The sequence below is a fragment of the Mucilaginibacter antarcticus genome, assembly GCF_042686155.1.
In the GTDB taxonomy this organism is placed as follows: Bacteria; Bacteroidota; Bacteroidia; order Sphingobacteriales; family Sphingobacteriaceae; genus Mucilaginibacter; species Mucilaginibacter antarcticus.
On the sequence record NZ_JBHUON010000031.1, the window covers coordinates 11,510 to 31,920 of the forward strand.

21 protein-coding genes and 1 tRNA gene are annotated in these 20,411 nt (G+C 41.7%); 7 read left to right on the forward strand and 15 right to left on the reverse strand.

What is annotated here, in order from left to right; translation table 11 throughout:
- Nucleotides 1–4: 4 nt before the first annotated feature.
- Complete coding sequence (locus ACFSYC_RS18285) at nucleotides 5–1,165, reverse strand: methionine aminotransferase (protein WP_377130295.1); 1,161 nt, start codon at nucleotides 1,163–1,165, stop codon at nucleotides 5–7.
- Between the two features lie 302 nt (nucleotides 1,166–1,467).
- Between ACFSYC_RS18285 and ACFSYC_RS18290 the strand changes: the two genes are divergently transcribed.
- Genes ACFSYC_RS18290 through ACFSYC_RS18300 form a run of 3 tightly spaced genes read left to right on the forward strand, consistent with a single transcriptional unit; the run spans nucleotide 1,468 to nucleotide 4,105 of the window.
- The gene (locus ACFSYC_RS18290) at nucleotides 1,468–2,433 is read left to right on the forward strand and encodes an ABC transporter substrate-binding protein (RefSeq protein WP_377130296.1); all 966 of its coding nucleotides are present in this window, start codon (nucleotides 1,468–1,470) and stop codon (nucleotides 2,431–2,433) included.
- Complete coding sequence (locus ACFSYC_RS18295; protein ID WP_377130297.1) at nucleotides 2,433–3,299, forward strand: ABC transporter permease; 867 nt, start codon at nucleotides 2,433–2,435, stop codon at nucleotides 3,297–3,299. Before ACFSYC_RS18290 ends, ACFSYC_RS18295 begins: the two co-directional genes overlap by 1 nt.
- A gap of 5 nt (nucleotides 3,300–3,304) precedes the next feature.
- Complete coding sequence (locus ACFSYC_RS18300; RefSeq protein WP_377130298.1) at nucleotides 3,305–4,105, forward strand: NIPSNAP family protein; 801 nt, start codon at nucleotides 3,305–3,307, stop codon at nucleotides 4,103–4,105.
- A 185-nt stretch (nucleotides 4,106–4,290) separates the two neighbouring features.
- Here ACFSYC_RS18300 and ACFSYC_RS18305 read toward each other — a convergent pair whose 3' ends face one another.
- Nucleotides 4,291–5,739: a DUF3943 domain-containing protein gene (locus tag ACFSYC_RS18305; RefSeq protein ID WP_377130299.1), complete on the reverse strand. Its 1,449-nt coding sequence runs from the start codon at nucleotides 5,737–5,739 to the stop codon at nucleotides 4,291–4,293.
- A gap of 122 nt (nucleotides 5,740–5,861) precedes the next feature.
- Between ACFSYC_RS18305 and ACFSYC_RS18310 the strand changes: the two genes are divergently transcribed.
- Nucleotides 5,862–6,077: a hypothetical protein gene (locus tag ACFSYC_RS18310; RefSeq protein WP_377130300.1), complete on the forward strand. Its 216-nt coding sequence runs from the start codon at nucleotides 5,862–5,864 to the stop codon at nucleotides 6,075–6,077.
- 72 nt (nucleotides 6,078–6,149) lie between these two features.
- Here the strand turns inward: ACFSYC_RS18310 and ACFSYC_RS18315 are convergent, their stop codons facing one another.
- From ACFSYC_RS18315 to ACFSYC_RS18340, 6 genes are all read right to left on the reverse strand, one after another.
- Nucleotides 6,150–6,884, reverse strand: a complete 735-nt coding sequence (locus ACFSYC_RS18315) for a DUF2490 domain-containing protein (protein WP_377130301.1) — start codon at nucleotides 6,882–6,884, stop codon at nucleotides 6,150–6,152.
- A gap of 60 nt (nucleotides 6,885–6,944) precedes the next feature.
- On the reverse strand, nucleotides 6,945–8,039 hold the full coding sequence (locus ACFSYC_RS18320; protein ID WP_377130302.1) for an aldose epimerase family protein: 1,095 nt from the start codon (nucleotides 8,037–8,039) through the stop codon (nucleotides 6,945–6,947).
- A 47-nt stretch (nucleotides 8,040–8,086) separates the two neighbouring features.
- Nucleotides 8,087–10,351, reverse strand: coding sequence for a GH92 family glycosyl hydrolase (locus ACFSYC_RS18325; protein ID WP_377130303.1), 2,265 nt, complete (start codon nucleotides 10,349–10,351; stop codon nucleotides 8,087–8,089).
- A gap of 198 nt (nucleotides 10,352–10,549) precedes the next feature.
- Entirely contained in the window at nucleotides 10,550–11,719 is a 1,170-nt protein-coding gene (locus ACFSYC_RS18330; RefSeq protein ID WP_377130304.1) for a hypothetical protein, read from the reverse strand.
- Nucleotides 11,720–11,804: 85 nt separating this feature from the next.
- Nucleotides 11,805–12,899 (reverse strand): basic secretory protein-like protein, encoded by a 1,095-nt coding sequence (locus tag ACFSYC_RS18335; RefSeq protein WP_377130305.1) that lies wholly within the window; start codon nucleotides 12,897–12,899, stop codon nucleotides 11,805–11,807.
- 40 nt (nucleotides 12,900–12,939) lie between these two features.
- On the reverse strand, nucleotides 12,940–13,104 hold the full coding sequence (locus tag ACFSYC_RS18340) for a hypothetical protein (protein WP_377130306.1): 165 nt from the start codon (nucleotides 13,102–13,104) through the stop codon (nucleotides 12,940–12,942).
- A 176-nt stretch (nucleotides 13,105–13,280) separates the two neighbouring features.
- Here ACFSYC_RS18340 and ACFSYC_RS18345 point away from each other — a divergent pair, with 176 nt between their 5' ends.
- Complete coding sequence (locus ACFSYC_RS18345) at nucleotides 13,281–13,604, forward strand: hypothetical protein (RefSeq protein WP_377130307.1); 324 nt, start codon at nucleotides 13,281–13,283, stop codon at nucleotides 13,602–13,604.
- Between the two features lie 35 nt (nucleotides 13,605–13,639).
- Here the strand turns inward: ACFSYC_RS18345 and ACFSYC_RS18350 are convergent, their stop codons facing one another.
- The 3 genes from ACFSYC_RS18350 to arr all read right to left on the reverse strand — a co-directional run bounded on the left by ACFSYC_RS18350 (nucleotide 13,640) and on the right by arr (nucleotide 15,547).
- Nucleotides 13,640–14,311 carry a PRC-barrel domain-containing protein gene (locus ACFSYC_RS18350; protein WP_377130308.1) on the reverse strand — a complete coding sequence of 224 codons (672 nt, stop codon included), beginning with the start codon at nucleotides 14,309–14,311 and terminating at the stop codon, nucleotides 13,640–13,642.
- 26 nt (nucleotides 14,312–14,337) lie between these two features.
- Entirely contained in the window at nucleotides 14,338–14,976 is a 639-nt protein-coding gene (locus ACFSYC_RS18355; RefSeq protein ID WP_377130309.1) for an OmpA family protein, read from the reverse strand.
- Nucleotides 14,977–15,130: 154 nt separating this feature from the next.
- Nucleotides 15,131–15,547 carry an NAD(+)--rifampin ADP-ribosyltransferase gene (arr, locus tag ACFSYC_RS18360; protein WP_377130310.1) on the reverse strand — a complete coding sequence of 139 codons (417 nt, stop codon included), beginning with the start codon at nucleotides 15,545–15,547 and terminating at the stop codon, nucleotides 15,131–15,133.
- 275 nt (nucleotides 15,548–15,822) lie between these two features.
- Between arr and ACFSYC_RS18365 the strand changes: the two genes are divergently transcribed.
- A tRNA-Leu gene (locus ACFSYC_RS18365) sits at nucleotides 15,823–15,902 on the forward strand.
- On the opposite strand, the gene ACFSYC_RS18370 is transcribed toward ACFSYC_RS18365, so the two are convergent.
- Entirely contained in the window at nucleotides 15,856–17,442 is a 1,587-nt protein-coding gene (locus tag ACFSYC_RS18370; protein ID WP_377130317.1) for a recombinase family protein, read from the reverse strand. The genes ACFSYC_RS18365 and ACFSYC_RS18370 overlap by 47 nt on opposite strands.
- A 28-nt stretch (nucleotides 17,443–17,470) precedes the next feature.
- Nucleotides 17,471–17,668 (reverse strand): hypothetical protein, encoded by a 198-nt coding sequence (locus tag ACFSYC_RS18375; protein WP_377130311.1) that lies wholly within the window; start codon nucleotides 17,666–17,668, stop codon nucleotides 17,471–17,473.
- 334 nt (nucleotides 17,669–18,002) lie between these two features.
- Here ACFSYC_RS18375 and ACFSYC_RS18380 point away from each other — a divergent pair, with 334 nt between their 5' ends.
- Entirely contained in the window at nucleotides 18,003–18,536 is a 534-nt protein-coding gene (locus ACFSYC_RS18380) for an AAA family ATPase (RefSeq protein ID WP_377130312.1), read from the forward strand.
- A 234-nt stretch (nucleotides 18,537–18,770) separates the two neighbouring features.
- Here the strand turns inward: ACFSYC_RS18380 and ACFSYC_RS18385 are convergent, their stop codons facing one another.
- Nucleotides 18,771–19,607 (reverse strand): SDR family NAD(P)-dependent oxidoreductase, encoded by an 837-nt coding sequence (locus tag ACFSYC_RS18385; protein WP_377130314.1) that lies wholly within the window; start codon nucleotides 19,605–19,607, stop codon nucleotides 18,771–18,773.
- 77 nt (nucleotides 19,608–19,684) lie between these two features.
- Nucleotides 19,685–20,411, reverse strand: a 727-nt coding sequence (locus ACFSYC_RS18390) for a helix-turn-helix domain-containing protein (protein WP_377130315.1), incomplete at its 5' end; no start/stop codon positions are given.

The window sequence follows — 20,411 nt, forward strand, 5'->3', positions numbered from 1 at the left end:
ATATTTATCGCAGAAGTTTAAAATCTAACAATCTATTAACGGCGTCATCAAGCGTTTCTTGCTTTTTGGCGAAACAAAATCGTAAAACTTTATGATCTGTACCTCTGGTATAGAAAACAGAAGTAGGTATACAAGCCACACCTGCCTCGCGTGTTAACCTTAAAGCGAACTCAGTATCAGCCTCATCCGTCAGGTGGCCATATTTTACAGATTGAAAGTATGAGCCCGATGATGGCAGCAACTCAAATTTAGTTTTAGCCAGGCCATTTCTGAAATGATCTCGCTTTTGCTGGAAAAAAGAGGGTAGGTTTAAATAAGTATCCTCATCTTTTAAATATTGAGCTATACCTTGCTGCACTGCAGAACTTACGCTAAACACCAGGTATTGGTGTACTTTTTTAAACTCTGTCATTAAATAAGCAGGAGCAAGGCAATAACCAATTTTCCAGCCGGTGGCGTGTAATAGCTTGCCGAATGACGCTATAATAAAACTACGCTCGCGCAGTTCAGGGTACATTGCCATGCTGTGGTGGGTTTCGCCATCGTAAATCAAATGCTCGTAAACTTCATCACTTAAAATCAATATGTCCTGGGTTTTAACAATGGCACTTAACTCGTCGATATCGTCCTGATGCAAAATGGTAGCCGTAGGGTTGTGGGGCGAGTTTAGAATGATCAAACGCGTGCGGTTGGTAATAAGTTTTTTAACCATAGCCCAATCAATACGGTAATCATTTGATGGCTCCAACTCCAGCGACTTTACGACACCACCCATTAGTTTTATAGCAGGGGCGTAGCAATCAAAAGCGGGTTCAAAAACTATCACTTCATCGTTAGGGTGCACAATAGCCGTAATAGCGGTAAAAATAGCTTGGGTGCCACCCGCTGTTATGGTTATTTCGGTATCAATGTCATAATAGGCATCGTATAGCTTTTTCGTTTTGGAGGCGATTGCTAGGCGCAGAGCCTTTACACCAGCCATGGGCGCGTATTGATTATGACCATCTTTCATGGCTTGGTTAACCAGTTCTATTAGTTTAGGCGAACAATCATAATCCGGGAACCCCTGCGATAGATTGATAGCGCCAACCTCGGCAGCCAGGGCCGACATGGTAGTAAATATTGTAGTGCCTAATTGTGGTAATTTTGATGTAATAGATGTCATTTGATGCTAAGGTAGGCAAATACTACCTGTTTAATAAATTTTTACCAAGGTGATGGTTGTAATAAGTGATTCACTTTTAGTGATTCAGTCTATTTCTATAAAATAGATAAAAACCGAATAATTAATTGTTTTTCAATAAGTTAAATAACCAACATTCAAGTACTACTACTGTTGCAAACTGTTTCACCTAAAATCACAAACAATTAATTATGAACACATTATCAAAACATGCTGTTTCAACTGTTTCATATTATCTAAAACATCGCATAACCTTTTAAGCCATTTATACTACCTTAGTGATTATGAAGAGATATCTACCGCTATTGCTTTCAGTTATGGTCTTTCTTGCCTGCAATCAGCAAAAGACATCCAACGTGCCGGTGGTTGGTTTTGTTGATGCCTTTGAAGATGCTACAATAGCACAAGCACGTACAGGTTTTACCAACGCCTTAAAGAAAAACGGCTTCAGCGAGGCCGACAAGACAGTAAAAATAGAATACCGCAATGCCCAGGGCGACATACCGACGCTCACGCAAATAGTTAACTACTTTGTTTCTGAGAACGTTACACTGCTGGCTACCAGCACTACGCTATCGTCTGTAACAGCAGTGCAAAAAACCAAAACTATCCCAATTTTTGAGATGGTATCGCCAACACCCGAGCGAATGAAAGTTATCAGCGCTGATGGTAAAGCACCTGCAAACCTGTTCGGTGCCGTTGAAGATTTAGCGTATATAGATACTTCTTTTAACCTTATTACCAATCTGTTAAAACCCAAAGGAGCGAAGCTGATTATTGGCATGATCTACAATCAATCCGAACCGCAATCGGCAGATGCTATGCAACGCATAAAGTCGCTTGCCGATCAATTGGGCGTAACGCTTATAGCCTTGCCGCTCAACTCGTCGGCAGATGCGCAATTGGTAACGCAGGCGTTGTTATCTAAAAAGATAGACGCCTTCTTCGCCAATCCGGACAACACGGTTTTTGCCGCCTTCGAGACTATTTTGAAGAACTGTAATCAGGCCGATGTGCCCATTTTCACAAGCGAGGCTGGTTTAGTACAACGCGGTGCAGTGGCCGCCTTTGGTGCCGACATTTATCAATGGGGCTACCAGGCAGGCGAGCAAGCCGCCCAATACTTAAAAACCAACAAAACCGACGGCCTGAAACCAGAAATGGTTAAGATAAGAAAACGGGTGTATAACCCCGAGGCGGTTAAGAAGTACCATATCAATATACCTTCAAATTTTGTAGCCGTTAAGTAATGAGTTTTTACCTCACCGCGCTCTTACAGGGCCTTTGCTTTGCAGGCATTGCACTGGGTATTTACATCTCTATGAAGATATTTAACATTCCGGATATCACTACCGATGGTAGCTATACGTTAGGTGGGGTAGTGACAGGGATTCTACTTACTAACCACGTAGCAGGCTACCTGATACTGCCAACGGTGATACTTGCAGGCGGGTTAGCGGGCGCTATAACAGGCATTATACATACTAAGTTAAAGATTAACCCGCTGTTAGCCGGCATATTGGTGATGACCGCTTTGTACTCTATCAACTTAACCGTAATGGGGCGTTCTAACCTCCCACTGATAGGAACTGCATCCTTGTTTACGTCAATCTCTGTAGTGACAGATGTTAACCAAAATACCTTAGTTATACTATTGTTATTTGTTGTGGCTATAACCGCTTTGATAGCTTACCTACTAAAAACAGACTTTGGAATAGCTATGCGGGCGACCGGCAATAGCGAATCAATGGTCCGGGCGCTTGGTGTTAATACAGATAGGATGAAGATTACCGGACTAGCGTTAGCTAATGCACTTACAGCAGTAAGTGGTTATCTAATTACACAATTTCAGGGATTTGCGGATATCAATATGGGGATAGGGATAGTGATAGTAGGGTTGGGGTCCGTCATCATTGCTGAGACATTGATAGGATGGTCGCAAATCACAGCTGTATGGCTAAGTTTGGCGTTAGTATTGGCAGGTGCGGTAGTGTTTCAACTGGTGCTTGCACTTACACTGGATATTGGGGTCGACGCAAACTTATTAAAACTGGTTACCGCCATATTTGTATTGATAATTGTAAGTTTACCACGTTTAACCAAAACAACTGATTAATAACTATGACTGATCGTATAATTAAAAATGGCTCAATGGCGCTTACCGCGTTTTTTGTGTTTACAATCTGCCTGTGCTCTACCTTGTATGTAAAAGCAGCCACGCCATATTATTATCAAATCAAGGTTTATCATTTCAAAACAAAAGCGCAAGAGAATAGGCTGGACGCTTATCTGCAAAATGCGTACCTACCGGCAGTGCATAAAGCAGGTGTTAAAAGCGTAGGCGTTTTTAAACCCATAAAGCAAGATAGCCTGGATAAAAAGCTCTACCTGTTTGTGCCATACAAAACCTGGGACGCCTTAGAAACCACCGACCAAAAGATACAGAAAGATCAAACTTATACTGCTGCCGGGAAGGACTACCTGGATGCGCAATACAACGATCCAACATACAATCGCATAGAAACCATTGTACTACGTGCATTCACCAATGCGCCTGAACCTTTAACCCCTAACCTAACGGCAAGAAAAGCCGACCGGATTTATGAAATGCGTAGCTATGAAAGCGCAACTGAAAAATACAATGCCAGCAAGGTTAAGATGTTTAATGCGGGGGATGAGATAGGCATATTTAAAAGTTACGATTTTAACGCCGTATTTTATGCCCAGGTTATAGCCGGCAGCCACATGCCTAACCTTATGTATATGACTACCTTTAACAGTATGGATGATAACAAGGCTAAGTGGAAGCTATTTTTTGCCGATGAAAAGTTTAAAGCCCTGGGCAAAATGGCTGAGTACCAAAAGAACGTATCAAAAGCCGAAAGCTTCTTTTTGTACCCGACCGATTATTCAGACTACTAACTTCGAGAGATCAGCGACAAAAGGCGTCCTGGATTACCGAGACGCCTTTTTTGTTAACTCAATAAGTTACTGAAGAGGTGATACTAACTTATTCCCTCCAACACTGTCCTGTCGTCTTTAGTCCCGCCGGTATTGGCTATCATATATCAAGGCGTAAGGTAATAGGCCATCCCTAAAAGACTGATTTAAAGCTTAAATGTGTAACGGGTTGAAATGCGCAGATAGGGGTAATTATTATCTGTCGTAGGAAATTCGTGATAATTGCTATGCAAATGAAAATACCCTGTTTCAGCTGCCAGTGCAAATCTTTTTGATAATAAAACGCTAGCCTCGCTTGATACAGTATGCAAGAAATGGTGGGATGGGTGTCCGTTTACCGTGTGTGTCCAACCTCCGCGGTAATTAAAGCCGTAAGTAAATGTATTTTCTATAGTCAGCAAACCACTTACACCGAAACCGGCACCTACACCGTAATCGTAGTTACGTCCGTGCTTCAATTTCAAATAAGGGTCGGGCGTTGCGGCCAATAGAATGGGACCGCCACTAAAGTTAGTGTTGATCTTTGTTTTTTTAGTGATATTATACTCAGACAAGAAATTCATTTTAACGCTTTGTCCTCCGTAAAAAAATGCCGAGTTATTCAACAGATCATAATTTGCCGACAAAATTGCCAGGTGTTGTAACTTTTCGTTCGATTTGATTTCCCATCCAGCTAACGATCCATATACGGCAATGACATTTAATTTAGAACTATCATCCTTCCCAAATTCAACATTCACATTTATGTTACTAAAGGGGGTATCATAATCATTGTAAGGGGTACCGTACACTACCTTAACGCGCCCATATGCTCCGTAATTACTATTGTGCAAAATATTAGAACCGACACGATTAAAAGTTCTGATACCAGCGTCTACTTCCACAATTATTTGTGATGAATCAATTTTAGAGTTTTTGGATACACGGCCCCATTTGCCATCCATTATCCTGTTCAGCCCATTAGTTGGATTGATAACAAAACCTAGCACCTCGCTGGCTTGACGCCTGAAACCTGCACGTTGATTGTTGACTATCTTGTTGGCGAAACGGTAGGTCATCTCACCTAACACAATACCACCGAAGGTGGTATTAACGAAATCATTTATGGATGGCCGCATATTTTCGGCAAAAGTCTCCCAAACATAACTACCTACTGCGGTTGCAGGGGCAGATTCCCAAAATGTATATCCGTTGGTGCGGAATGAGTTGTAAAACTGGCTACCATGAAACGGGTGACCAAATTGATTAGTTTGAAAAAAATCATCATCCCATTCCCACGAACTTGGTTTTACGTTACGTTTGGTAGTTTCCCAAGTGATATTAGCATAGTCTTTTCCAAGCAATTTATCATATATCCAAGGTATAACTACTACAGCGCCAAGCTCCAACCTTGCGCGGGTTTTACGAATCGGTTTGTCGCGCCAGCGAATACGGGGCTTGGCTATACTGTCTTTTGCGACAGGTTGTTCAAAATTAACAGGCACTTGAGCTTTAGCTGTATTGCCTATAAAAATTATAAAAACTGTAAAACAAGCAAACAACATTCCATGCAACGAAATTTGCTTTTTCTTCGGATAAGTAACTTTGTAATACATAGTAGAGGGGTAGGGCAAGATAAAATATATTTATAAAAGATTTTACTAAAAGAATTGTTTTATGGCTATTTAATTAAAACACAAAGTTTATATATTTGCGCTATAATATTGTATAATCTGATATGAAAAAGACCTTAGGACTTATAATTACACTGATTGGGATAGTGATTGTTGGCGGATCATTTGTATTTACCCCTGATCACGCTTTAAACCTTGGCGACTCAAATAGCGGTTTAAGTGCTTCTGCAGGTTTAGCTTACGGGGGCTTTATAGTTTTCGGTATCGGTATTGTATTGTATATCTCTAGTCTTCCTTTAGCCGGCGAGAAACAGCGATAGTTGCCGTTTTTCTGTATTTAATTTAGCTTTTTCTTATTTTCACAAGCCAAATAAGTGCTTTGGCCTTCACCCTTATTGTCCAAAACGGGTATATAACGCAATTTGTGCTACATGATTAATTACATGGGCTGAAGTTTGCTGTATGTATTGGTTTAAATATCCCGCCTCCAAATCAATTCTTTTACTAAAACGATAACCAAGAGCAACGTACGCACGGTTCTGGTCAAAAAAGTGATTGTTAATTTGAGTTTTATTTTGAACGTTAACAAATGCTTCATTTTGCAGTGCCATGAATGCCCCGTTTGTAAAAGTGGCCTCATTATTAAACGGAATAACCCCGCGTACAAAGTACCTTACCCTTTGCGAAAAAATATCAGGCTGAGTAGCCGTCGAACCTAAAAAACGTTGCTCTAAACGGAAACGGTGTGTAATTGCCGTGTTGGCACCAGCCTTTTGCGTAACTATAAATTGTTCAAACAATCTATTTTCGTGGCGCAACGTTTTCTCAGCGGCAGCATTGCGGCCAGCGGCAGATACGTAGGCATATCCTACGGTAGCACTTTTATTTCCAAAGTAGTAATTGATATTTGGCCGCAGTAGTACATTTTTAAGATAATCGGCATGATGTGCTGAACGAAACTGACCATCAAAAGAAACACCCCAGTGCTTAGACAAACGTTGGATGTGAAACCATGCCGCCCAGCCCGAAAATTCATTTGTTTGAGCAACCGCCGTTTTTGAATAGCCTGTCAGTAATATAAGCGAGAGTATAGCAATTCTTATAAAGTTAATGTAGAACGCATGCATAGAATAAATATGTTAGAATGACAATCCTGCAAATATAAGGCTTGTAGTAAGAAACGGCAATCACTTACGCACTGAAAACTTATAAACCGTTTCCGAATTAAATTTCTCCCCAGGACGCAATATCACGTTGGGGAATGTCGGTTGATTCGGCGAATCCGGAAAATGCATGGTCTCAAAACATAGCGCGCCCCATTTTGTAAACGGCCCACCGCGACCAATAATACGCTCACTAAAATGATTACCTGTATATACTACAACACCAGGCTCGGTTGTGTACACCTGCAGCTGGCGTCCGCTGGCGGGATCATAGGTAGTTGCAGCAAGAGCCAATTTGCCCGAGGTGTTGCGCAACGCAAAAGTTAGATCGTATCCCTGACTTGCTTCAATGTCTTTACCTATTAGTTTCTTAACAGTGAAATCAAATGGCGAACCTTTTACATCAAGAATGTGGCCGCTTGGCATTACATTTTTATCAGCTTCAAGATATTTATCAGCCTGGATAGTTAACTCAGTGTTGGCTACCTTACCGGTGGTGCCGGTGAGGTTAAAATAGGTGTGGTTTGTTAACACTACCGGCGTGGGCTTATCGGTAGTCGCAGCATATTTAAGTTTAACCTCGTTGTTATTAGTAAGCGTGTAGATCATCGTCACATTCAGGTTGCCAGGGAAACCACTCTCGCCATCAGGGCTCAAATAAGTTAATCTTAAGGCTACTTCTGTACTACCGGGAAGCTCTTCAATGGCCCAGACTTGTTTATCAAAACCTTTAGGCCCACCGTGTATATTTGAAGGGAGGAGGTATTCTTTACCGTCCAATATGAATTTTTTATTAGCAATGCGGTTGGCAACACGGCCAACGACTGCGCCCAGCAGCGCATTGTTACGACCCTGGTATTGTTTTAAAGAATCGAAACCCAGCACAACACTGCCCATTTTATTAGCCCTGTCCGGCGTAATGATATCTGTTATAGTTGCGCCGTAGTTAATTACTTTCATCACCATACCATTGCTATTGGTTAGTGTATACTGATAAATTTTCTGTCCGTCTATTTCGCCATAGGCCGATTTACTGATAAATGGCTTAGCTACAGCAAACACATGAGCTGCAAATGTGCTTATAAGCAGAACGGCGACAGAAAGCGAGATCTTTTTCATACGGATAGTATTAAAGCAGACCACATAGCCTGCTTTTGAATCGTTTATTACTTGGTTAAAGAGAATGGTTTATCATCAGCACCAATCCCGCGTTGCGTATTTGGCTTGTTGCTCATGTCAAGCTTTAACGTACCGCCTTTTAACAGATCTGCATGGGTAATAAAGTTTTTGGTGTAATTAGCGCCATTTAAACTTGCCGATTGAATATAGATGTGATCTTTATCATTAGCCGCGGCTTCAATTACAAACTTTTTACCGTTCTCTAAATTGATGGTTGTCTTTTTAAACATCGGGCTACCTAAAGCGTACTCGCCGGTGCCGGGGGTGACGCTGTACATACCCATAGCACTCAATACGTACCATGATGATGTTTGACCCTGGTCTTCATCACCCGGGTAACCATTTTCTGTGGCATCATATAATTTTGACATCACGTTACGGGCATGGAACTGTGCTTTCCAAGGCTCGGCGGCATAGTCATACAGATAAACCATGTGTTGTATTGGTTGGTTGCCATGTGCATACTGACCCATGTTAGCCATCACCATTTCGGTCATCTCGTGGATCATGCCACCATAAGTCCCTACTTTAACTTTGTTTGGCTCGGTAAACACCGAATCAAGCTTGGCAGTAAAGTTTTTGTTGCCACCCATCAGGTTTATTAAACCCTCAGTATCCTGAAAAACAGACCAGGTGTAGTGCCAGGAGTTACCCTCGGTGAATGGGCCGCCCCATTCAATAGGGTCAAAGTTTTTAGTCCACTCGCCATCTATACCTTTGCCACGCATAAAACGGGTTGATGGATCATAAACATTACGGTAGTTGTACATCTGGCGTGCAAACAGATCCATATAACGCTGGTTGCCGGTTTGCTTGGCCAATTGATAACCACACCAGTCATCATAAGCGTACTCTAACGTTTTAGCTGTTGCTTCGCGGTATTTAGGGTAGGGCACATAGCCCAATTGGTAGTACTCTTTCCAACCATCACGACCATTTGCCGGCCCCCACGGGCCTTTGTTCATAGCTTCATGCTCATAAGCCTTTAAAGCTTCTTTTGGATCAAACGTACGGATACCTTTAGCCCAGGCATCAGCCAATAATGATATGGCGTGATTGCCGATCATACTACCGCCTTCGCTCGGGAAAGACCATGACGGCAGCCAGTCGCATTGTTTGTAAGCATCAATTAAAGCTGCAACATAACGGCCATGCATTTCTGGTTGAACCAATGAGTTAAGCGGGAACTGCGCACGGAAGGTATCCCAAAAGCCAGTATCGGTGTACATATAACCGTTGTGTACCTGGCCATCATAAGGGCTAAAATATACCGGTTTGTTATTGGCATCAAGCTCATAAAATTTGCGCGAAAACAAACTTGCTCTAAAAAAACATGAGTAAAAAGTTTCCATATCAGCCTTAGTACCACCTTCAACGGTTACACGACCTAAAGACTGGTTCCAAATCGCGGCGGCTTTGGCTTTAGTTTGCTCCAGGCTTTTATCAGCACCCAACTCTGTTTTTAAGGTAAGTTGGGCTTGCTCAAGGCTAATGTATGATGAAGCGGTTTTAACCTGCACCTTAGCGCCTGCCTTAAACTCTATATAAGCTCCTTTGCCTGCACCTTCTGCCACAAGCGAATCTGCGTTAATGGTGTTATTCTTATTTTCCCAGGTTCCGTAGGTTTTTATCGGCTGGTCAAATTGCACTACAAAATAACTTTTCCAGCCACGTTTAAAACCTTCGCCATTGTTTACCCAGCCGGTTATTCTATTTTTTTTCGGCTCTATCTTAACGCCGCTTAAACGCGTGTAGCCATCTAAAACCAGAAAGCTTTTTTTACCTGCCGGATAACTAAAACGCAAATGCGCGCCTCGCTCGGTTGGCGATATTTCGGTAGTGATCTGGTTATCAAACTTTACCTTATAATAGTTGGGCTTCGCGACTTCATTAGCATGACTAAATTTAGCCTGGCGCTTGTTTTCATCAACCACCAATTCATCAGACATCGGCATTAAAGAAAACACCGCATAGTCGCGGGTCCATGAACTACACTGGTGGGCTTGCTGAAACCCCCGGATTTGATCCAAAAAATACTGATATTTCCAGCCGTCGCCGTTCTTGCCGGTTTGCGGTGTCCAGGTGTGCATGCCAAAAGGCAGGGCCGTGGTAGGGTAGGTGTTACCGCGGGTTAACTGGTGCTTAGAGTTGGTGCCTTGAAGTGTGTTAACGTAGCTAACTAAATCCTGCTGCTGAGCAAAAGCGGTGTTAGCAAATAATAGTGGGGTAAAAAGTAAATGTTTTAATTTCATGTGCTTTATTTGGCCTGACATTTTGTTAAAGGAGTGTGTCGTTTGTGCAAACGGTTTATCCTTCAATAATAAGTATTTTGGAGCTTATTGAGGCTTTGTAATAATTTACTTACAAGAGCTGGGTCGCGCTCACCGACATAGTTTTTTATATACCTATAAACCACACCGTCCATTTTCTATGAAGAAGAGAAAGCCGGGCTATATCGCGCTTACCTCACCATTCTTAATTACCAGCTTACCACTAAAAATCAGGCTTTTATCCAAACGTGCACCTATTGACTGTTTGATCACATTCGCATTTCGCAGTACTTTTTTATCAAAAACTTTTTTACCGTTTATACTAACAGTTACTTTTTTATCCAGATTGACCAGGTTGTCGTTCAGGTAGATATAAAGCACATCGTTTTGGTTCTCCATGATAGTAATATCATTTCCCGCAACCGCTACACGTGCTTTTAAACCTTGTTTTGCAGTAGCTACATCGGTACCTAACCAGTAGAACTGGCTACGCAGGATATCATCCTGTATCCATATAATATCTTTAGGTAGCGAGTTACGTCTATACGACGCCATCCATGGTACGGCAATAGTATCTTTGCGGCCCATCCAGTGCGGCATATCAGCATAAACATGCGTATCATGTATAAAATTGCCCGGATATGCTGTTGCAAGACTGTCCATGCGTTTGCCCCATTGAGCTACCAATTCATTACGTTTGTAGGCTGCATCTTTGCCGCCAACAAAGGCTGTAAATGGCACATTCTTTAAATTCAAGATCTGGGCATCGCCGGGGTGGCCGGCCATCATAGCTGTGGCGCCCCAGTAATCAGCCAAACGCGGCGCAAGTTGAAACACGCCGTCACCGCCGGCAGAGTAGCCCATTACATAAACTTTATCAGGGTTAACGTCATCAATAGCAATTTCGCTTCTAACAACTTCGGCCAGCAGTTCGTCCATAGGATAGTCGTGCCACATGTTCCAGGTATTTGCCGGGCTGCGTGGTACAAAATAGACACCTTCTTTTGGTGTGTACAGTTTCTTCTGATTTTCCCATTGTCCATCGTTAGCTTTTGCGGTGGTGCCACCGCCGCCATGTAGGGAAATATATAAACTACGGCCATCCTTAGGCTTATCGCCAAATATTTGGGTAGTAAACTTCATGGTGAAGTTTTTATGCTCAATCTGCTTTGCGGCCCACTCGGCTTCAGCCTTTACTTTTTGCTGCGCGATCTGGGTTTGTAGTTCAGTAGCGGCAATTGCATCGGCTTTTTTACGGGTCAGATTAGTTTGCGAGAAAGTTGCCACGCTACTGATTAGTAATAACGCAACGGTAGTTTGGGTAGTTAAACCAAAGATAGTTTTAATCATCAGGAAATATTTGTTGGCTAAATTTAGTAAAAAAGAAACCCGGTACAAATTGCACCGGGTTTCTTTTAGTATCTGTTATAGGTTGTTATGGTCTTTCTTTACCACTGTATTTGATGGTAATCTCCGGGTTTTTAGCATAATCATCCCAAAGTTCATCAATAGTTTTACCAGATAGTGCAGCCCAGGTAGCGTCTGTATAGGTATGATTGCGTAATTCTTTGTCAAGTTGAATGATCATGCCGGGTTTAACTTTCTGATCAATCCACTCAAAGAAACGAGCTGTGATCCTGTAGCTGTTTTTGTATTTTTGTTTTAATTGGTCGGCACTAAGTCGAGAAAGCTCAGGCATGGTCCATTTTGAACCAATATTGTCTACACCAAATTTGTAGCGGATAAAATCAGCGATACCTTCGGTCAACCAAACAGGGCCTGATCCGTAACCGTATCCCTGTACCAGGTGCATACCTTCGTGAGTTACCACATCGATATCAGTTGGGTGTGATTTCATGTATTTGGTAGAGAACAAAATGCGATTACCACTTGCCTCTGCAACTCCCGTATAAGCGGTATCAGTAACAAATACTACTTCGTGTGGAGCTTTCTCATTAAACATAGCCACTAATTGTGGGTACGATTTGAAATAAGTATCTATTAACTCTGCTTTAATACTTGGTACAAAATCAGAGTTTTTGTTGATGAACACCAATTGGAAGCCATCTTTCTTAATAGTATCAACAGAAGCCCAGTTTTTGTGCAAGGCTTCTTGTAAATGATACTGAAATTGGGCAGCATTCTTTTTGTCTTTAATCCATTTGCTGTTTACAACAAATGCGCCTGGTTTAGCGCTCAGTGTAAAGTTTTTAGCGGTATCAATAACACGCATAGTAACCTGCCTGGCGGTTCTGTAACCATCTGCACCGGCAAATGGAGGGTACACTGATTTAAATGCGGCGTTAACAGCAGCAGTATCTACGTTAACTTTTGTGTCGTTAACAACCGTTACGGTATAACCCATTTGGCCGCCGCGCCTGGCACGTTGAGGGTTTTGGCCGGTTGTACCTGTTGCCGGTGGGGCAGTCTGCGCGAAAGTTGTAGCAGAAAACAGTACTAAAAACGTAAGCTTGGTAAATTTCTTAATCATATCAGTTCTTTGTTTGCCATAAATATAGTTGATGTTCATTTAAAATTATGTAAAAAACAAGATACAGAAAAAGCAACAGCTATAAGCAAGTAAATGGTTGATAAACCGGGCTATTGGTTATACACCTTATGATAATGCTATTGGTAGTAGGTGCCTGCAGGTAAGGCCCGGATTTTAAAATGGCCGTAAGTTCGGGGACGGTAACGCTTTCCAGCGCTTCGGCTTTTACAGGTAGTGCGGCCATCGCGGGTAATGCTCCAACCGCGTTAACAAACTTCTACGTGTAACGCGAACATATTTCCCTGATCCATGGTATTTTTGAGGGATTTTAACCAGAAATAAATATTGGTTTAAATGGATTTTGATGACAGATTAACAGAAAGATAATTTGAAGCAACCATAAATTGGCTACATTTAGGCATGGGCTATCCTATTATAATTATTCCCTATTTAAATGTAGACGGCATGGCAATTTACCCGTTTATTCTGCTCAAAAAAGCTGATCATAGACGTGATGCTGTGCTTATCCGCCATGAAACCATTCATCTTAAACAACAACAGGAGATGTTGGTGCTGCCATTTTACATGGTTTATCTAATCATTTATCTATTTAACCTTTTCAGGTTTAAAAATCATGACAGAGCATATAAGGCTATAATTTTCGAACGCGAAGCATATAGTAATGACCGTGAACCGGGTTATGTAACAAACCGGCCGTTTTGGGCTTTTTTAAATTGTAAATAAAAGGTGCTAACCAGTTGGCCAGCACCTTTAAGGTATTAAAATGAAGTTCTGTTAGGATTATCATCTTCCTTGCGGACGTCAGTTCCTAAGTCACTGCGGTCAAGTTCGTCCGAAGCTTCGCCCGTTTTAGGATAAATCTTGTTGTTAAAATGATCGTGCGTATAAAAAGTGTCTTGCTGGTAAACTATTAACACATCATTATCCGGTTTTTCAAACACGCTTCTGATCGTAGTTTCTGTTTCGGGTGTCAGCATACCTTTTTCGTAAGCCGGCAATGCCATTAAATGCTCCAGCGTTACCGATGGTAAATAGACAAGCTCATCTTCTTCATCATCGTCGTCGTATTCATTTTCATCATCTAAATCGTCAACATCCGTTACAACAACGTCTCCGGTGTTGTTAAGCTGATTTTCAGCAACTTCATCGTCGTCTTCTTCGCACAGTTCAGGTAGCTCAGCAATACCAATTGGTATCAGCACCTTTTTAGCAATATCAATGTCTAATTCATTTTCTTCTAAATCAACAATCATGTAGCGTACATCGCGAGTTTGCGTGTCAAAAAGCACGTCATCAACTTCGCCTATACGGCGGCCTTGGGCATCAATTACTTCCCATCCGGTTATATCCGGTTCGCCTTCTACTATTTGGTAGTCGCTACCATTAAGTTCTTCAAGGCGGTTATATTTATTTTCTTCCTGATATGTCATGTTATTAGTTTTTAGTTTGTTAATGATTATTTGGACCTAAATGCTACAATAGATACATTACGATTTTGCGCTCTGCCTGTTTTGGTTTCGTTGCTGGCTACCGGCTCAGTTTCGCCAAGAGATTGCACAGAGATTTTGTCGGCCGTGATACCATTATTGGTTAACCAGTCTTTCACTGCGTTAGCACGCTCGGCCCCTAATTGCTTGTTGTCTGCCGCATCACCCGTCGAATCTGTACTGCCGTATACGGCTACAACAGCGCCTTTAAAGCGATTACCCAACGCAGTCGATATTTGTTTAAGCTTAGCCTCGGCATTGCCTTGCAGGGTGTTTTTGCCAGTCGCAAAAAGGATATCCTCGCCCAGGCTATAAATGGTATAGTCATCATTTCCTCGTACACTTACGTCTTTATCCGTAATGTCAGCGTCGGTAATCTCCGGCGAGTTAAAGTCTACTTTGCTCCAGTCTGGTTGTGTAGCGGCTACTGTTTCGCGGCTTGAAGTATCTACAGTAGTACTGCTGGTAGTGTCGGTGGTTGTCGCGGTGCCAGCATTCTCTTTACCGCAACCTTTAAATAAGAAAAACAGGATTGCTAAGGCTACCAACCCCAGGATAATCCACAACAACGGGTTTGATTTTTTTGGTTCTACTTCTAAGTGTGCCATTTTTGTTTTTGAGTTAGATGTTTTGTATGCCCACCATTTTGGTGAGTTAATGATAAACACACAACGGCTAGAAAGTTTTAATTAGAAGTGAAATATGTTTCCTTTCGCGTATTTAACGCAATAGCTTAAGTATTTAATGTAGCGCCTTGATCGGTTAGTCTTCTATAGCCTCAATTCCCCTTTGCTTTAGTCGATCCAGGTTGTCCCGCATTTCCTGTAGGCGGTCAGGCGAATGTCCCTGCCAGTCAGTAACCTCGCCCACAACAAGCAATGGCGCACCCGTACGATACGACTTTGACGGATTACCCGGAAATTTCTTATCGGTCAAATTGGGATCGTCCTCATACGGTCCGGTAGGCTCAACAATATAAATTCTGCCAGGTGCATCGCCTAAAGCTAATTCGGCGCCCCAAATAGCTGCATCCAGTGTTGCGTTCAGGTAAACATATTTGGCTTGTTTCTGCTTGCCGTAGTTTGAATTGAAACCGGGTGCTATTAGATCGCCGGGGTTTAGCTGAGCCTTGGTTCCGTGGAAAAATTGCGGTGCTTTTTGGTCTATTGGTATGCTCATATAATTTTCGATGTTATTAGTTTACAACCAAAAATATGAGCTTTGATACTTCAAAAATTAGTTTTTCAACTATAAATTTTAAAGCACAATAGCATATTGAACTGGGCGTTATCCTTGCAACGACTGCAGAATACACAACCGAGGTTTAAAATAATTCAAAAATAATAACTTGATAGTTTTTTAAATAAACATCAAATACCTATTGCGAATTAGATCGACTTTAAATACATTTGCATCCCGCTTCTGAGGGTTGAAAGACATCAACAGATAAGCATGCCCAGCTGGCGGAATTGGTAGACGCGCTGGTCTCAAACACCTGTGGGAAACCGTGCCGGTTCGACTCCGGCGCTGGGTACAAAGCCGTGATCACTACGAATTTTCGTTCTGACACGGCTTTTTTTATTGCCTAATTTGCTGTTTATTAAGTAAATAAGATGCACTGCTTCATTCAGTTTTCCGGTTCGATGTACCTGTCCGTCAAAAACCCACTTTTCAGGAAAGATCGAACCAATCATATCTCGCTGTCTCCTAATATCTGCGTTTAAATACAATAGATCAAGCTTTTTGAGGTTTTCCACAGCTTTGTAGACAACCTTATCAATATCAACAGTAGCAGCACTATTGGCGAGAAAATCATTTAGCATAACCTCCAGTCTGGCAATCTTCTCTTCCGCTTCCGTCTTGATCATTTTATAATCAGCACCGCTAATATCATCTGCAAGCAACAATTCCCTTGCTTTGGTAATTCGGTTATTGTTTTGTGTGATTCCTGCTATGAACTTTTTACGTTCATAGCGCAAGTAGCCCGTTCCACCCTGATACAAGTCCAGAATCACTTCCTTATACAATTCGGCCATGCCTGGCTTTGGAATAAACTCACGCAGTTTCTCTACAAAGGCCATATTGACTGGCTCAGCCCTGTAACGAACGCCACAGGACGGCTGGCAATGATAGTAATGGTAATAATTATTACGTCCCTTGGAGGCGCTACCTGTGAGTAAACGAGAACAGCGGTTACAATTCAGGAAACCTCTTAAAGGCAACTTATCTGGCGTAACCACCAGTACGCCATGAGAGCTGTTGATGCCAATATCCCGCACCCTACCGTCCATAGCTTCCTGCGCCTTATAGAACAATACTTCGGATACGAGTGGTTCATGCGATCCCTTTACCAGCTGTTCTTCCTCCTGCTTGTAGGCGGACACCAAAACCTTTCCACAATAGCCTACATTCCGCAACGCTGTCCTGAAACTGGTTGCACTGCATTTCAAGCCTCGGTGTGCGGCCATTTTGTAAATTTCTTGCGTCGTGAACACACCCTCGGCGATTTGCTCAAAAGCCCAGCGCATGTGAGTGGCTTCTGGCTCATCGATAGCGACATACTTAGTCCCGTTTTCCCTCGTTCGATTGATGTAACCTGGAGGGGCAACGCCTAACCATCGGCCTTCCTTTCGTGCCTGGCGCATACCTTGCTTTACATTTAGTGCCCTGCGGTCGTTTTCTATTTCCGGCGTGGTTAGGTAGACAGCCAGCATCATCTTGTTTTCCGGCACGTTCATATCCAATGGCTGCTCAATGGCCTGGGGTTCTACGCCTATCCGGCGGAGAGTACTGATCATCTGGTAGGCATCACTTGCATTACGGCTGAACCGGTCCCATTTGGTAAAGAGCACCAAGTCTGTTTTACCCTTAGCTTTCTTAAGCTCGGCAAGCAGTTTCTTCCATTCGGGCCGTTCAAAAGTTTTGGCGGAATGATCCTCGAAAATAATCTTTCTTGTCTTGATATTATTGATCTCACAATATTTAAGAAGTACGTCTTCCTGCAATCGTTGCGAGTATCCTTTATCTGCCTGCTCGTCGGTACTTACCCTTATGTATATATCAGCTGTTCTCATGGCAAATTATTGAATTTATGCAAAGTGATCAAAGTTTATTAAGGTTTTGTTTAAACTTGAATTCCAGTGCTTTAAGTTCTGTATCTATGGCTAATTTACCGAATTTATACATGAAATCCAAAATTAATTGTGCTTCTTCTGGGGTAACTTTTGTGCCATATTTCGCCAGTATCTCCACCGCTTGGGTGGGCGTTACATTACGCTTTTGCGAATAAATCATTTCCATATCCTGCCTGATTTTATGTTACAATATTCTTGACTTGTCAGCTAGGCAATAGACAAGTAGCTTAAAATAAATTATAGGCTGAATAAAAACAGAAATATTTCTTAAAGAGCATAACAAGTTGGCCATATAGTTATTGGCAATGGCAAAGAAAACCCGAGGAATTTTTCAATTCAATATTTGAATTTATAAAAAAAGATAAACAGAAAAATCTCGGTTATTTGACAGATTGCCATTTGAATTATTAAAATTCCACCGTATTATGATATCCAGTAAAGAGGGATTATTAAGTTTACAAAGTTAAGTTATCTTTGAGTTACATCAATTTTAAGCTGCTATGAAAATTCATATCATGGGTGCTTCATGTGCCGGATCAACAACGTTGGGTAAGGCTTTGTCAGCCCAATTGGGCTTTCCTTACTTTGATACGGATAACTACTTCTGGGAACCATCCGATCCTCCTTTTACTGTTAGATGCAATCCGGACGAAAGAAATGAAAGGATTCAACAGGATTTAGCCAAAAACAGCAATTGGATAGTAGGCGGCTCTGTAATTAATTGGGAGCTAGGATGGGAAGATTTGTTTGATCTGGTTATATTTCTCTATATCCCCCGAGAAATCAGAATACAACGATTGAAAGATAGGGAATTAGAACGTCACGGTACTAGCCTTTTTACTAATAAGGACAAAGCTTTAAAATATGAAACCTTCATTAAATGGGCACATGGTTACGACGACAATACAGCCAAAGGCCGTAACTTGAAAGCACATGAATCTTGGTTAGAACAGCTTACATGTCCAGTGATCAGTATTAATGGGGATTATACAGTTCAGGAAAGAATTGAAAGTATACTTAACTTTCTTAAATAACCTGGATCTGATATTCTTTAATAGTACATCCTCTCATTATTCCCTGATTATCTTAGAAGCCAGTCAATAATGTCGTTATTCTACCGTTTTTTGAAAGTTTGTAGTTTATAATAAACACACTTTAATTAATTCAAAAATGTCAAATTACCATCCACCGCCTGGATCAAGTGTCTGGTTCGTCGAATCTCCACTTTATTACCTGGGTTGCTTTGTTCAGGAATTCAAAGGTATTCTTTATGAACTAAAATCGGTTGAATACGAAATCTCTCTCCAACTATCCATTTGAATATTCAGTTGTTCAATTCTACTTTTTGCCCGATTAAAAGCATCACTGCCAAGGAAAAGAGTTGTTGCAGGGTTGTGGCTGTTCACCAGTTCTAAAAATGCATCAGCAATTCTATCGGGATTACCTAACTGTGCCCCATCCATGTCGTTCATCTTTTCATGATATTCCCGTAGGTAAACATATTCTTCAATCCTGTTTTTATTATAGGCAATTGAATCTGCTTTAGCAAAATTTGTCCTGAACCATCCCGGTAAAACGTTGGTAACATTTATGCCCAGTGGTTTAAGGTCATTGGCAAGTGCTTCTGTCAGGCCGCTCACTGCAAATTTAGCCGCGCAATACATTGACCAGCCCAAGCCAGGGGCAAAACCGGCAATAGAAGAGATGTTAATGATATGGCCCGAACGCTGTTTTCTTAAATAAGGTAGCGCCTGCTGAACCACCCGCACAACTGCAAAAAAGTTAACTTCAAAATTCTCAGAGATTTCTTCAGATGTCAGTTCTTCAAGCGCCCCGCCAAGCCCATAACCAGCATTGTTTACGACAACGTCAATGCGTCCAAACTTATCAATTACTTTCTTAATGGAATTGGCAATGGACGATTCACTTTTCAAATCGACCTTCAATGGCAGGAAAAGGTCGTCAAAATCAGGAAGTAGATGAAATCCTGAAATTAATCTTGAGGTTGCAGCAACTTTATGACCTTGTAATAGCAGCTGTTTAGCGATCGCCAAACCCATGCCTTTTGATGCTCCTGTTATGTACCAAACTTTTGTATCGCTCATGATATTTAATTTTTGATACAAAGTTAGTCTTCAATAAAACTTACGGTTTGTTGATATCAAACCGTTATTTGTCAAATTCAAACCTGCCGGAAGGAAGAAGGATTAATTTTGGCCTGTTTTTTAAAAAATTTATTGAAATGCGCCTGGTCCTCAAAACCCAGAGCATAGCTGATCTCGGCTATATTCCAGTCCGTATATTTTAATAATGCCTTTGCCTCGGCGGTGAGACGTTCAAATATATGATCAGTGGTTGTACGCCCGGTTGTTTTTTTGATCGCTCGGTTAAGATAATTGACATGTACCGCAAGCCGGTCTGCAATTACCTTAGGTGAACGAAACTCGAACCGTTGTGAAGCGGCTTCAATGGGAAATTGACGTTCCAGCACTTCTGAAAAGACTGATGTTATCCTGGAGCTGGCGTCGGGATGCTGAAAAACGTTTTTTGATGGCTGGAGCTTGATGGCTAGATATATGAGCTCACTTACATAGTTTTTAACCAATTCATATTTATAAATGTAATTTGAATTTAACTCTGTAATCATCTTTTCAAACAGCATATGAACCTCTTGATTTGTATTGTCTGTAAGGTTGAATACCGGGTATGCCCCGACAGAAAATAGAGGCAAATCGCCCAGATTAAGCCGTAGATTCTCCTTGAAGAATTCATCTCTGAAGACACAGAAATAACCCATGGTATCAGGAGTCAGAGGTGGATATACCGCTGATATTGACCACCCAATTCCGGCGGAATGTGACCAGTGATTCCGCGTCAAATTGACCACCCCATTCCGGGGCAAACTGACC

Excerpts from the sequence above, each read along its gene's own strand:
- ACFSYC_RS18335 (WP_377130305.1), bottom strand. The coding sequence starts at position 12,899 with ATGAACATCAACTATATTTATGGCAAACAAAGAACTGATATGATTAAG.
- ACFSYC_RS18325 (WP_377130303.1), bottom strand. The coding sequence starts at position 10,351 with ATGAAATTAAAACATTTACTTTTTACCCCACTATTATTTGCTAACACC.
- ACFSYC_RS18290 (WP_377130296.1), top strand. The coding sequence starts at position 1,468 with ATGAAGAGATATCTACCGCTATTGCTTTCAGTTATGGTCTTTCTTGCC.
- ACFSYC_RS18375 (WP_377130311.1), bottom strand. The coding sequence starts at position 17,668 with ATGGAAATGATTTATTCGCAAAAGCGTAATGTAACGCCCACCCAAGCG.
- ACFSYC_RS18315 (WP_377130301.1), bottom strand. The coding sequence starts at position 6,884 with ATGCATGCGTTCTACATTAACTTTATAAGAATTGCTATACTCTCGCTT.
- ACFSYC_RS18295 (WP_377130297.1), top strand. The coding sequence starts at position 2,433 with ATGAGTTTTTACCTCACCGCGCTCTTACAGGGCCTTTGCTTTGCAGGC.
- ACFSYC_RS18370 (WP_377130317.1), bottom strand. The coding sequence starts at position 17,442 with ATGAGAACAGCTGATATATACATAAGGGTAAGTACCGACGAGCAGGCA.
- arr (WP_377130310.1), bottom strand. The coding sequence starts at position 15,547 with ATGAGCATACCAATAGACCAAAAAGCACCGCAATTTTTCCACGGAACC.
- ACFSYC_RS18330 (WP_377130304.1), bottom strand. The coding sequence starts at position 11,719 with ATGATTAAAACTATCTTTGGTTTAACTACCCAAACTACCGTTGCGTTA.
- ACFSYC_RS18350 (WP_377130308.1), bottom strand. The coding sequence starts at position 14,311 with ATGACATATCAGGAAGAAAATAAATATAACCGCCTTGAAGAACTTAAT.
- ACFSYC_RS18300 (WP_377130298.1), top strand. The coding sequence starts at position 3,305 with ATGACTGATCGTATAATTAAAAATGGCTCAATGGCGCTTACCGCGTTT.
- ACFSYC_RS18380 (WP_377130312.1), top strand. The coding sequence starts at position 18,003 with ATGAAAATTCATATCATGGGTGCTTCATGTGCCGGATCAACAACGTTG.
- ACFSYC_RS18310 (WP_377130300.1), top strand. The coding sequence starts at position 5,862 with ATGAAAAAGACCTTAGGACTTATAATTACACTGATTGGGATAGTGATT.
- ACFSYC_RS18305 (WP_377130299.1), bottom strand. The coding sequence starts at position 5,739 with ATGTATTACAAAGTTACTTATCCGAAGAAAAAGCAAATTTCGTTGCAT.
- ACFSYC_RS18285 (WP_377130295.1), bottom strand. The coding sequence starts at position 1,165 with ATGACATCTATTACATCAAAATTACCACAATTAGGCACTACAATATTT.
- ACFSYC_RS18345 (WP_377130307.1), top strand. The coding sequence starts at position 13,281 with ATGGGCTATCCTATTATAATTATTCCCTATTTAAATGTAGACGGCATG.
- ACFSYC_RS18340 (WP_377130306.1), bottom strand. The coding sequence starts at position 13,104 with ATGGCCGCACTACCTGTAAAAGCCGAAGCGCTGGAAAGCGTTACCGTC.
- ACFSYC_RS18320 (WP_377130302.1), bottom strand. The coding sequence starts at position 8,039 with ATGAAAAAGATCTCGCTTTCTGTCGCCGTTCTGCTTATAAGCACATTT.
- ACFSYC_RS18355 (WP_377130309.1), bottom strand. The coding sequence starts at position 14,976 with ATGGCACACTTAGAAGTAGAACCAAAAAAATCAAACCCGTTGTTGTGG.
- ACFSYC_RS18385 (WP_377130314.1), bottom strand. The coding sequence starts at position 19,607 with ATGAGCGATACAAAAGTTTGGTACATAACAGGAGCATCAAAAGGCATG.